This is a genomic window from Psychroflexus torquis ATCC 700755 (genome assembly GCF_000153485.2).
Classification (GTDB): Bacteria; Bacteroidota; Bacteroidia; order Flavobacteriales; family Flavobacteriaceae; genus Psychroflexus; species Psychroflexus torquis.
This window is the reverse complement of the sequence record NC_018721.1, coordinates 37452-49946: the sequence shown is the minus strand read 5'-3', so window position 1 is coordinate 49946 and position 12495 is coordinate 37452. Positions and strand designations below refer to the sequence as shown.

14 protein-coding genes are annotated in these 12495 nt (G+C 35.1%); 5 read left to right on the top strand and 9 right to left on the bottom strand.

The window, feature by feature from the left end:
- Window positions 1–13 precede the first annotated feature (13 nt).
- A complete protein-coding gene (locus P700755_RS00220; RefSeq protein WP_015022742.1) occupies window positions 14–460 on the bottom strand; it encodes an Lrp/AsnC family transcriptional regulator in 447 nt (148 codons plus the stop codon).
- A 119-nt stretch (window positions 461–579) separates the two neighbouring features.
- Between P700755_RS00220 and P700755_RS00215 the strand changes: the two genes are divergently transcribed.
- Entirely contained in the window at window positions 580–2154 is a 1575-nt protein-coding gene (locus tag P700755_RS00215) for an asparagine synthase-related protein (RefSeq protein WP_015022741.1), read from the top strand.
- Window positions 2155–2208: 54 nt separating this feature from the next.
- On the opposite strand, the gene P700755_RS00210 is transcribed toward P700755_RS00215, so the two are convergent.
- The 3 genes from P700755_RS00210 to P700755_RS00200 form a co-directional block, all read right to left on the bottom strand.
- A complete protein-coding gene (locus tag P700755_RS00210; protein WP_015022740.1) occupies window positions 2209–3801 on the bottom strand; it encodes an NAD(P)/FAD-dependent oxidoreductase in 1593 nt (530 codons plus the stop codon).
- 120 nt (window positions 3802–3921) lie between these two features.
- Window positions 3922–4605 (bottom strand): type 1 glutamine amidotransferase domain-containing protein, encoded by a 684-nt coding sequence (locus P700755_RS00205; RefSeq protein ID WP_015022739.1) that lies wholly within the window; start codon window positions 4603–4605, stop codon window positions 3922–3924.
- A 126-nt stretch (window positions 4606–4731) separates the two neighbouring features.
- A complete protein-coding gene (locus P700755_RS00200) occupies window positions 4732–5304 on the bottom strand; it encodes a Crp/Fnr family transcriptional regulator (RefSeq protein WP_015022738.1) in 573 nt (190 codons plus the stop codon).
- Window positions 5305–5441: 137 nt separating this feature from the next.
- On the opposite strand from P700755_RS00200, the gene P700755_RS00195 reads away from it, so the two are divergent.
- On the top strand, window positions 5442–5903 hold the full coding sequence (locus P700755_RS00195) for a YehS family protein (protein ID WP_015022737.1): 462 nt from the start codon (window positions 5442–5444) through the stop codon (window positions 5901–5903).
- A gap of 9 nt (window positions 5904–5912) precedes the next feature.
- Here the strand turns inward: P700755_RS00195 and P700755_RS00190 are convergent, their stop codons facing one another.
- The 5 genes from P700755_RS00190 to P700755_RS00170 form a co-directional block, all read right to left on the bottom strand.
- A complete protein-coding gene (locus P700755_RS00190) occupies window positions 5913–6449 on the bottom strand; it encodes a DinB family protein (protein ID WP_015022736.1) in 537 nt (178 codons plus the stop codon).
- Window positions 6442–6669, bottom strand: coding sequence for a VF530 family protein (locus P700755_RS00185; RefSeq protein WP_041758088.1), 228 nt, complete (start codon window positions 6667–6669; stop codon window positions 6442–6444). The genes P700755_RS00190 and P700755_RS00185 overlap by 8 nt, the downstream gene beginning before the upstream one ends.
- An 18-nt stretch (window positions 6670–6687) precedes the next feature.
- Entirely contained in the window at window positions 6688–7959 is a 1272-nt protein-coding gene (locus P700755_RS00180) for a DEAD/DEAH box helicase (RefSeq protein WP_015022734.1), read from the bottom strand.
- Between the two features lie 243 nt (window positions 7960–8202).
- A complete protein-coding gene (locus tag P700755_RS00175; RefSeq protein ID WP_015022733.1) occupies window positions 8203–9090 on the bottom strand; it encodes a phospholipase A in 888 nt (295 codons plus the stop codon).
- A 105-nt stretch (window positions 9091–9195) separates the two neighbouring features.
- The gene (locus tag P700755_RS00170) at window positions 9196–10068 is read right to left on the bottom strand and encodes a PPK2 family polyphosphate kinase (RefSeq protein ID WP_015022732.1); all 873 of its coding nucleotides are present in this window, start codon (window positions 10066–10068) and stop codon (window positions 9196–9198) included.
- Window positions 10069–10340: 272 nt separating this feature from the next.
- On the opposite strand from P700755_RS00170, the gene P700755_RS00165 reads away from it, so the two are divergent.
- The 3 genes from P700755_RS00165 (at window position 10341) to P700755_RS00155 (ending at window position 12492) form a co-directional block, all read left to right on the top strand.
- On the top strand, window positions 10341–10940 hold the full coding sequence (locus P700755_RS00165) for a hypothetical protein (protein ID WP_015022731.1): 600 nt from the start codon (window positions 10341–10343) through the stop codon (window positions 10938–10940).
- Window positions 10937–11647 carry a DUF3307 domain-containing protein gene (locus P700755_RS00160; protein ID WP_015022730.1) on the top strand — a complete coding sequence of 237 codons (711 nt, stop codon included), beginning with the start codon at window positions 10937–10939 and terminating at the stop codon, window positions 11645–11647. The genes P700755_RS00165 and P700755_RS00160 overlap by 4 nt, the downstream gene beginning before the upstream one ends.
- 167 nt (window positions 11648–11814) lie before the next feature.
- Window positions 11815–12492 (top strand): dienelactone hydrolase family protein, encoded by a 678-nt coding sequence (locus P700755_RS00155; protein WP_015022729.1) that lies wholly within the window; start codon window positions 11815–11817, stop codon window positions 12490–12492.
- Window positions 12493–12495 lie beyond the last annotated feature (3 nt).

Sequence of the window (12495 nt, the reverse complement as noted above, 5' to 3'; positions counted from 1 at the left end):
GGTATTATTAACTCTAAAATTCTATTTCTCTAGTGAAGGTCTGTTCCAAACAAATAAAGGTTTCTGTCCTAGCGACGCCATCTATTGTTTGAATCTTGTTGCTTAAAACTTCGGTGAGGTGTTTATTGTCTTTGCATATCACTTTGACTAATAGTGAAAAGTTACCTGTTGTATAATTGCATTCTACCACTTCATCAATTTTATACAAAGCTTGACTTACTTTCCTATAAATATTGGCTTTATTGAAGTAAATACCGATAAAACTCTGAGTTTGATAGCCCAATAAATACGTGTCTATGACACTCTTCGAACCAGTGATAATCTTTTGTTCCTCTAGTTTTTTCACCCGCAGATGAACCGCTGTAGGACTCATGTTGCATTCATTTCCAATTTGCTTTAGAGGAGCTCTAGCGTCCTTACTTAATATATTTAAGATTTTCTTATCAGTTACATCTAGCATCTTTATAATTTTTAGTATTTAGCTAAATTAAAACTTATTTTTAATAATTATGTCTTTTAAGTTGTTTTATATTAAGTATTATCTCTTATTTGCTTTAAATAATTTAAATATAATCTGTTATGTGTGGAATATTTGTAGCTATCGAAAGTGCAAAATCTAGTCAATTCTTAGTGGATGAGTTCATGAAAATCAAACACCGTGGACCAGACTCCTCAGACTTTAAGACCATTAAAGAAAATACCTATTTTGGTTTTCATCGTTTAGCCATAAATGGCTTAACACCAATGGGAAACCAACCGATGTATAAAAATGGTGTTTGGCTAGTCGCCAACGCAGAAATATTTAATTATTTAGAATTAGCAGATAAATATGATATTAAGTTAGAGACAGGATCGGATTGTGAAATTCTTATCGATTTATATCAATTGATAGGTGAAGAGAAAATGCTTCAAGAAATAGACGGGGAGTTTGCTTTTGTTATTTATGACGAATCCAAAGATCTATATATCGCTGCACGAGATCACTTAGGCGTGAGAGGCATGTATATGGGATATGACGACTCTGAAATTTATTTTGCCTCAGAAGCCAAAGCTATTCTCTTTTCAAAAGAATTAAACCAATTTCCTCCAGGGCATTATTGGAATTCCTATACGGATAAAGTGACACCTTACTTCTTTCATGATTATGACACTACAGATCTCACTGAAGAGGAGTACTGTGAAAAAATCAATACCTTATTAACTCGATCTGTTGAAAAACGGATGATGAGTGAAAGACCTCTAGGCTGCTTATTAAGCGGAGGGTTAGATAGCAGTCTTGTAGCAGGAATACTGGCTAGAAAATTAAAAGAAAAAGGGAAACAATTAGAAACGTTTTCTATTGGTTTAGAAGGAAGCCCAGATATTGTTGCTGCCAAAATAGTAGCAGATCATATAGGAAGTATTCACCATAGCATCGTTTGTACAGAACAAGATTTCTTAGACGAACTAGAGCATACAGTGTATATGCTAGGAAGTTATGATGTCACGACTATACGCGCTTCGGTGGGTCACCAACTTGTCGCCAAATATGTAAGAGACCACTCCGATGTGAAAGTCTTATTCTCTGGAGAAACTGCAGATGAATTTGGATCTTATCTGTATTTTCAAAATGCACCAGACTCAGAAAGCTTTCAGCATGAATCCATAAGATTGCTTAAGGATATTCAGTTTTTTGATATGAAGAGAGCGGATAGGTCAATTTCAAATGCGGGACTAGAAGCAAGAGTTCCCTTTGCTGACAAAGCTTTTGTGAAATTCTTCATGTCTATACCTCCTGAAAGCAGACTATTTTCTGACCAAAAAATTGAAAAGTACCTGATCAGAAAAGCTTTTGAAAAGGAAAACTTAATTCCAGAAGAAATACTATGGCGTCGTAAAAACGGATTTTCAGATAGTGTGAGCAGTAAGCAAAAATCATGGAGTACAGTCATCCAAGAACACGTCAATACTTTAGTCTCTGACGAAGAATTTCAAACTGAAAAGTTTAAATATTCTCCTGAACCCGCAACAAAAGAAGCATATTATTATCTCAAAACCTTTGAATATTATTATAAATCACACTTTCAACTCACCCCTTATCAGTGGTTGCCTAAATGGTGTGGGGATGTTAAAGATCCTTCAGCTAGGGTTTTAGAGATATATCAAGCCGATTAATTTATTTTTAATTTTAGTTTGTTACTGCCTATTTATCTCAAATAGGCAGTTTTTTTATTTAGAAATTTGAGGAGAGTCCATCATTACTTTTGCTATGGCATTGGCACAACGCTCGCCATCCAATGCCGCTGAAACAATTCCTCCAGCGTAACCTGCTCCTTCACCACAAGGATATAAGCCTTTTAAATCAGGATGTTCTAACGTATCCTTGTCTCTTGGAATTCTCACAGGAGAGGACGTCCTAGACTCTGGAGCCAAAATAACAGCATCAGGATGATCAAAGCCTTTCATCTTTTGAGTAAAATTTATAAACCCTTGTCGAAGTCTCTTTGTTATGGTTTCAGGAAAAATAGTATCCATTTCTACTGAAGTTGTTCCTGGTTGGTATGAATTTTTGGGGATAGAGTCAGATTTCCTTTTTTTAATAAAATCCTGAAGACGCTGAGCGGGAACATTTTGAGATTCTCCAGCTAATGCCCAGCATTTTTTTTCAATATATTCCTGAAATTTTAAACCTTTTAATGGTCCATATTTTTTATAATCTTCCAATTGTTCGTCATCAACAGTCACTACAATGCCAGAATTGCCATAAGGATTATTCCTTTTGGAGGGTGACCATCCATTGGTGACTACTTCACCAGGGGAAGTGGCACAGGGGGCAATTATGCCACCAGGACACATGCAAAAGGAATAAACTCCTTTGTCATCTACCTGCTCGACCAAACTATAAGCCGAAGGGGGTAAGTATTCTCCACGTTCTGGTTTTTTATATTGTATTTGATCTATAAGTGATTGAGGATGCTCCACACGAACTCCCATAGCAAAGGTTTTAAATTCTATTTTTATGTTTCGATCATGAAGCAGATAGAATATATCCCTTGCAGAATGTCCAGTAGCTAGAATACAAGCCTCTGCATAGATAGTTAGGTTCTGGTTAATCTCCACACCTGTAAGGCGGTCTTTATCTATGATAAAGTCGGTTAGCTTACTGTTAAAGTGTATTTCTCCACCAAATTCTAAAATTGTTTCCCTCATCTTAGTGATGATATTTGGTAGCTTATTAGTACCGATATGCGGATGTGCATCTACGAGAATATCTTCACTAGCCCCATGCTCAACAAAAATTTCCAGCACTTCTTTTATGGCTTTTTTATGACCGGAACGGGTGTATAATTTTCCGTCTGAATAAGTGCCAGCTCCTCCTTCACCAAAACAATAGTTGGATTCTGGATTTACCAAATGCTCTTTGTTGATTTTTGCTAAATCTCGGCGTCTGGCTCTTACTTCTTTTCCACGTTCTATGACAACGGGTTTTAGACCTTTTTCAAGAAGTTTTAAAGCGGCATAGAGTCCTGCGGGCCCACTTCCCACTACAATGACTTTAGGACTCTGTTCGTTGGTATGCTGATATTTTTTTACCGGTAGTGATGGCCAATTCACCTCTTCTCCTTTTGAATAATAGGCTATGCGTAACTGAAACTTAATTTGTCTCGCTCTAGCATCAATCGAACGTTTAAGAATTTTAAAATCTAAAAGGTCGCTTGATGGAATGTCGAGATACTGAGTAATGGCTTTTTTTAAGCCTTCAGTATCATGAGCAACTTCTGGATTAACTCTTATATCAATATGATGGGGTAGGGATGGCATGATCTAAATTATAACGCAAAGGTAACCAAATCCATGTTGAAATATATGGAAAAGTGGGTATTACCCATTAAAAAAGCCTCCCAAAAGGAGGCTTAAGTTGATTATACTCAAAGCATGAAATTATGCATTAAGTTGTTTTTCTAAAAGTTCAGCTACTTTTTCTGATGAAGCAGGATTTTGACCAGTAATCAAGTTGCCATCTTCTACAGCATAAGGATGCCAATCTTCAATCTTAGTGTATACACCACCATTTTCAATTAACATATCTTCTAATAGGAATGGAACAACACTCGATAATTGAACAGCGTCCTCTTCTTGATTGGTAAAGCCTGTTACTTTTTTATCTTTTACTAATGGATGCCCATCTGTGCCTTTTATATTTTTTAGTATTGCTGGGGAATGACACACAAAGGCGAGTGGTTTTTTATTGGCGTTAAAAGATTCAATCAATTCTTTCGATTTTTTATCCTCCACTAAGTCCCAAAGTAAACCATGACCTCCAGGGTAAAAAATAGCATCATAATCAGATTCTTTAATTTCTGACAAAGAATGGGTCTTGGCAAGTAAGGCTTGAGTTTCTTTATCCAAATTGAAACGCTCTGTTGCTTTTGTAGCAGCATCTTCAGTTTCAGAGTTAGGATCTACTGGGGGTTGTCCTCCATTTGGAGACGCTAAAGTAAGGTCGAAACCTGCATCTTTTAACTTATAATAAGGGGCTGCAAATTCTTCTATCCAAAATCCAGTTTTGTTTCCTGTATCTCCTAATTTATCGTTGCTTGTTATAACAAAAAGTATTTTTTTCATGGTATTTTATTTTATACAAATATACTGACTCAGGTCTCCTTAAAAATTGATGTAGATCAATTCATAGCGTTAATCTATGTTAATCTGTCAATATTAAAGTGCTAGTTATGAATTCAATACCGTAAATTAATGAAGTCCTTTTCGAAGTCTACTTAAACTTTCGGGTGTAATGCCAAGGTAATTGGCAATATGATAATTGGCAACTCTGCCTTGAAGGTTTGGATATTGCTCACAAAATTCTAGATACCGTGTTTTGCTATCTTTTTGAAGTGAAGAAAGTATTCGGTTTCTTAAGGCCACAAAGGCTTTAGTAATTTTAAGTCTGAAAAAACGCTCGAATTTTGGGATTCTAAAGTATAAATCCTCTAAAACCGATATGTCAAGACTTAAAACTTCGCTATTCTCAATACATTCCACAAACAATTGAGCTGGATAAGCATTGAAAAATGCCTCAAAGTCACTGATCCACCAATCTTCTATAGCAAATTGTATAATATGTTTTTGTCCAGCTTTATCTAGATAATAGGCTATTAAGCAACCTTTGAGTACATAATATTCTTTGGCAACTTTTTGGCCAGGCTGTATAAGGAGACTTTTTTTAAAAAAAGTATGATGCTCTAATATGCTGAGGAACTCTTGTTCTTCTTCTGGTGTGAGTTCAATATCCTTGGATAAATGCTTAAGTAGTTGTTTGTACATGAAAAAATAAAAATACAAGTTTACATATATATTCCATAAAAAAACGAACATCTTCTTATAGTCTTCTTTATTTTTGACAACTATTATATAACAAGTATAAGAGAAGGAGACTTCCTGGCTTATTTAAATGATGAATTATGACCACTAATGATATTTTGCGAAGACTACGTTATACATTCGATTATTCCGATTCCAAAATGATGTCTCTTTTTGCCATGGGGAGCAAAGAAGTCACTAGGGCAGAAGTGAGCGATTGGTTGAAGGATGAGGAAGATGAGGCTTATGTGGAAATGGAAGATAAGATGCTTGCCATCTTCTTAAATGGACTTATTGTTGATAAACGAGGAAAAAAGGAGGGACCTCAACCAGCGTTAGAAACTTTTTTGAATAATAACGATGTGCTTAAAAAATTAAAAATAGCGTTTCAATTAAAGTCAGACGAGATTATAGAGCTTTATCAATTAGCAGGAAAAAAAGTGAGTAAGCACGAGTTAAGTGCTTTTTTAAGGAGACCTACTCAACCTCAATACAGAGAACTTATGGACCAATACTTAAGAAATTTTCTCTATGGGCTTCAATTAAAGCATAGAAACTCTTAATTATAAGAACTAAAGAAGAGCAGATTTCGCCTCACTATCTTTAGATTTAAGACTACTTACAGTGACGAGAAGTTGTCCAATATGACGTTGACTATGTTCAGCAGCATGAAATAAGACTCCAATAAGTGTGGATGGTAATTCTTGTCTACCAACACATCGCTTACTGGTTAATTCGGTATGGTGAAGTTTTTTAAAATAGTCTATCGCCTTTTCCACTTTAGTATCGAAGTTACGACATAAGGTATCTATTGTAATTTCAGCATTAGGGACACCTTCGTTTTCTAATTCCTTAAATTGAACTTCAGATAAACTTTTTTCTTGCGCGTAGGATAGCATTCTGTCTAAAACTCCGGTGATATGCTGTAAGTGAAATCCAACACTTGCTCTACTATGAGGCGTTTTCCAAAGCAAGGTTTCATCAAATGACTTAGTATATTTGTAGGCTTCTAGTTTGGATTGTAATAAGGCATGAGCAGCAGGCTGTAATAAATCTGGAACACCTTTAATAGAGCCCCTAAGCCAATATTCTGGTGGAGCCTTATCCATTAATTTCTCTTTGAAACTTCAGATATAACTGCTCTACTTTAGTTCTTGCCCAAGGGGTTTTACGAAGAAACTTAAGGCTAGATTTTACAGAAGGGTTTTCTTTAAAACACCGTATGTTGATAGTCACTCCAAGGTATTCCCACCCATAAAAAGCTTCCAAATCGGTTAAGATTTGCTCTAAAGTAATGCCGTGCAAAGGGTTATTCTTTTGAACGCTCATGTTTCCCTTTTTTGAAGTTTATCGCCTTGGCTTGTTCGAACTTTGTCTAGAGCTACCAGATTTTTCTCTTTGAGGTCTATTAGATTGTCCAGAACGAGAATTGGATTGTGGTTTTCTTCCTCGCTGCTGAGGATTAAAAGGTTTGGTGGAAGCGTTAGGGTCTGGCTCAAAACCTTCAATAATATCCATAGGGATTTTATCACCAATTAACTTTTCAATATCTTTTAGAAAAACGGTTTCGTCTGCACTTACTAGAGAAACGGCAAGTCCACTGGCACCTGCTCTTCCTGTTCTTCCAATTCTATGCACGTAATCTTCAGATACATTAGGTAATTCAAAATTGACTACATAGGGTAATAATGGAATATCTAATCCACGAGAAGCGATATCTGTGGCTACTAATACTTTTACACTACCACTTTTAAAACCCGCTAAAGCTTTGGTTCTAGCACCTTGGCTTTTATTACCATGAATAGCAGCAGCTCCTATTTTAGCAGCTTCCAATTTCTTAGCTAACTTATTAGCGCCGTGTTTAGTTCTTGAAAACACAAGAACTTGCTCCCAATTCCCTTCAGAAATTAATTTTATCAACAAGTCTGTCTTTTTTTCTTTAGCAACGCGATAGACTTGCTGCTCAATAGCTTCCACAGTCGTATTTTCAGGAGTGGATTCTACAGACACAGGGTTTTTCAAAAACTCACTCGCTAGCGATCTTATTTCTCTAGAAAACGTAGCAGAGAACAGTAGAGTTTGCCTTTGTTTTGGAATAAGTTTCATTATTTTTTTGATATCTCTTAAAAAGCCCATATCAAGCATACGGTCTGCTTCATCCAAAACTAGGATTTCAACTTTTGCGAGAGATAATAAACCCTGATTGTTCAAATCTATAAGTCGACCTGGAGTTGCAACTAAAACATCTACTCCATTTCGAAGGGTAGACACTTGAGACTTTTGATTGACACCACCAAAAATAACGGTAGATCTTAAATCAACAAATTTCCCATAGTCTTTTACGCTTTGATGAACTTGGGCAGCCAACTCTCGGGTTGGTGTCAAAATTAATGCACGAACAGGTCTATTTCTTAAGGGTGGTGTTTGAGATAGCAATTGGAGTAGGGGTAAAGTAAAACCTGCGGTTTTACCCGTCCCTGTTTGGGCAGATGCCAAAACATCTTTCCCTTCCAATACTGCAGGGATCGATTTTTCTTGGATAGGTGTTGGGGTATCATAGCCTTGTGAGCTTACAGCTTTTACAAGAGCTTCAGAGAGTCCTAATGACTTAAATAACATAAAGTGTTTTTTTGAAATGACAATCTATAGGATTATAGGTCATTTATATAATTATTTGCAAAGGTACATTTTAATCCTGCGCAAAAGAATTATTCATAAAATCTGCTTAGTTTTTATAAAACAAACCACAAAATAAGAGTAATTTTAATCTTGTTTACGATGTTATTTTAATCCTTTTTATTTTCTTAAATCCACCCGCTAAAGATTTACAGACGGGTATAATAAAAATTGACTTGCGGTGTCTTACCAGTCTATAAAGGAAACTCCAAGACCAATGGTCGTTTGCTTGTGATTATAATCGATCAAGGTTTCTCCATAGCCAGTAAATACTTGTAAGTGAAGTCTAAGATTAGATTTTACAGAATATAAATAGTTAACCTCCAAACTCCCTCGGTTTTCATCAAAATCCATTGCATTTTTTCCAATAACTAATAAGCTATGCTTATTTATATTATATATAAAAGTGGCTTCCAGACGACCTATATAATTTTCTATAGAAGGGTTGTCGTCCTTGTCGGAACTTTCTATTCTTATCCATGGTCTTAGGTACATTTGAAAGTTATCTCTTTCGAAAGCGGCATGGAATACTAATCTATTCCAGCTTCTAGATCTTGGTAAATCTCTACCATTGGATTGATGATTAAAGGCAAAACCAGCCATTCTCAAATCCAGCCCAAATAGAGTGATGTTGAGCGGAAAGTTGACAATAAGTTCAGGCTCATAATTTAATTCTCTAAAAGGTCTTGAGATGGGGTCGTTGTAAACTTGCCAATTTGCTAACTGAGTGTAACCTAACCATATATCACCATGACCGAATAAAAAGGATTGAATGAGCTTAGTTTTTAAACTCAATTGAAATTTGGCTTCTATCTGATTATAATTTTCAGGGTCTTCAAAGCTATTCTCTGGGTTTTCACTTTGTGGTAGTTCGTTCGGGTTGTTGGACCATCGTGTGGGTAAAACATACACAGGATTGTAATAAGTTAATTTAAAGGTCCCATTTTTATCTTCATCATCTAATTCCCAGCGCTCTGACATGCTTTTTGTAATGACTTTATCCTCTCCAAATATGGATTGAGAATGGCTAATTTGAAATGCAAAAATAAATAATATGAGAATTTTAGTTTTCATTGAAGCTAGTATCAAGCGCAAATATAAGCTACTGTAAAATAAGGTAAGCTTACTTTATATTTAGTTTCAAGTGGATGTCTCCAGGATAATACACGTTAAGATATATTACTCTTTTAATATTTTTTTGTATTCATCTAGCTTCATTTCCAAATGAGGAGGCAAGCTTGGATTTTGAATATCCTTGTAAGACGACATTTTTTCTTTTAAAATTTTAGCAACCAATAGCCGGGCTTGATCTTTATGATCTGAAGGGATGACATACCATGGAGCACTTTTTGTGGAGGTTTCATTAATGGCTTTCTCATAGTTTAGACTATAATCCTCCCACAATTTGCGCTCTTCTATATCTTCTGGGGCGAATTTCCAGTTTTTATCTGGCTTATTTAATCTCCTCAAAAGCCTATGTTTTTGTTCCTCTTTAGAAATGTGTAAATAAAATTTGAAGATGATACACCCATTGCTACTGATAGTATTTTCAAAATTTTTAATTTGCTGAATTCTTTTGGTCCAAAACTCTTCAGTTATGTCTTCAATAGAGTTGATGTATGGATTGTTTTCATTGAGAATAATTTCTGGGTGAACTCTTGAGATAATAATATTTTCGTAATGTGACCGATTGAAGACGGCATACTTTCCACGAGCAGGCAAAGCTTTATAATGTCTCCAAAGGAAATCATGCTTAAGTTCTTGTAATGTTGGTTTTTTGAAACTGTGAGCAATAATCCCTCTAATGTTGAAGTCTTTAAACACCTCACGAATTAAGCTATCTTTTCCTGAAGTATCCATGCCTTGTATACAAACAAGTACAGAATATTTTCCGTGAGCGTAAAGTATATTCTGCAAATCACCTAATTCTCTCCTTACTTTTTCCAACTCTTTTTTCATTTTTTTATCTCCCTTTTTTGGAGTTAAAGAAGTGGGGGTTTTTCTTAAATTTATCTTTGAAGTGACTTGAAATTCGTTTGCTTTTTTGGTCATTAGATCAAGTTTTAAATGCAATTAAATATAGAATTTCTATTTGTAAAATTGGAGTAGATAAGTCTATTGGTTTATGTTCAATATTAAATCAATGCTTTCTTCTTCATTTAATTGACCAAGCTATAACTTAAACTTAAAAATAAATCCTGGAATTGAATTAAATTCGTTATATGTATCGAATAATTAATAATTCGATACATATAACGAATAACTAGTAATCCGATGTATATATCGAATATTTTTGTATTTTTATACTGTTCAAAATAATTTTTATGATAGCTGTAATCACTGGAGACATTATTAATTCTAGAGAAGGAAAATCTTTAGATTGGCTTGAGTCTTTAAAGAATGCCTTGAATCGGTATGGAAATTCTTCTGAAGATTGGGAAGTTTATAGAGGAGATAGCTTTCAATTAAAGACCAACATAGAATCTAGTTTAGAAGCTTGTTTATACATTAAAGCCTGCATTAAACAATTTAGTGCTTTAGATGTAAGATTGGCTATAGGCATAGGAAATTCAAAAGGGCCTATTGGCAAAATAACAGAGGAGCAAGGGGACGCATTTTACAGGTCGGGTGAGTGTTTTGAAAATTTAAAATCAGATCATTTAGCTGTAAATACTGGGGATGAACAACAAGATATAATTTTGAATTTAATGCTGGATTTGGGTTTACTTACCTTCAATGCCTGGTCAAGTGTAGATTCGGTTACTCTTAAAGTTATTTTAGAACATCCAGGCTATACTCAAAAGCAAATTGCAGAACTGCTCAAAAAGTCGCCAAGTACATTAAGTTTTACACTTCAGAAGGCTGGATATAAGGAAATTCAAAGTTTATTGAAGTATTATAAATCAATTATGTTAAAACAATGACAACGATTTTACTTCAATTCTTACTAGCACACTTTTTGGGAGATTTTGTCTTGCAAGCTAACAAGTGGGTAAAAGATAAAGAAGAAAAAGGATTGAAGTCTATCTACTTATGGCTGCATATAGGTATTCACTTCCTTTTGATGTTTGTTTTTACAGCTTTTAAGATCAAATTAATTCCAGTCATCGTAGCTATTGGATTTAGTCATTTAATCATAGATGTCATTAAAATAAAACTAAAGCATCGCTTACCGGCTTCCTATCTTTTTTTTGGAGATCAATTGTTGCACCTTCTTATTCTTGTAGGGGCACTAGGGATTTATTTTGACATCAATTGGATTAGCTTTTTAAATCCTTCAGAGCAATGGATGATATGGATTTTAGCTTTTATAATGCTTACTTCCGTTTCTGCTGTTATTTTGAAAGTAGCTTTATCCAAATGGGATCTCAAAACCTTCGATGGTGAAGCTCTGGAGAAGGCAGGCTTATATATAGGGATATTAGAACGTTTATTCATTTTTGGATTTGTAGTTATGGAGTATTGGGCTGGTATAGGGTTTTTGATTGCAGCTAAATCTATATTTCGCTTTAGCGATCTATCTAGATCTAAGGACAGAAAGCTAACAGAATATGTGCTTATTGGGACCTTGTTGAGTTACGGACTCGCTATTGTTATTGCTTTAGGAGCTTTATGGGTCCTTCGGCAGTAGTGATCTAAATTTATTAAATTGTTAAACTTAAAAATTGAGCTTAAATCATAGAAATGATGCTTTCAAAAATTTTGACAATTGGCTTGCTGTTTATTAGCCTTACAATATCTGCGTAATCGGATTTAGAAGTCTTAGAAAAGTCATAGAGGCATCACGAATGGTTAGAATTGGAGAATGATGGGCGCACCTTCTACAATTTTGTCGTTTATCCAGAAGTATCCCAAAAAGCAAAAGTGATTTTAGTCATTCATGAAAATAGAGGGCTAAACGACTGGGCAAGACGTTTTGCAGATGAGATGGCTGCTAAAGGATTTATAGCCATAGCTCCAGATTTATTATCCAGCACTTCAGAAAATATGTCCAAAACTAGCGATTTTGAAAATTCTGATGCTGCTCGTAATGCCTTATATGAATTGAACTCAAAGCAAGTAACTTCAGATTTGGATGCTGTCTTCGACTATGCTAGATCTATTCCTGCAGGAAATGGAGAAATTTCTGTCGTTGGATTTTGTTGGGGGGGCTCACAAAGTTTTAGCTATGCTACTCACAATCCAGATTTGGAAGAGGCTATTGTCTTTTACGGTACTGCTCCAAAAGATAAAGCAGATCTAGCAAAGATTCAAGTTCCAGTATACGCATTTTATGGAGGTAACGATGCTAGAGTAAATGCAACTATACCAAAAACAGAAGAAGGTATGAATCAACTTGGAAATTTTTATGACTATGACATCTACCTAGGTGGCCGACATGGGTTTATGAGAAGTGGTGCACAACCAGACGCCTCTTTGGAAAATAGCCAAGCTAGAGAAAAGGCATGGGATCGGCTTTTAAAGATTTTAAAATAGGGT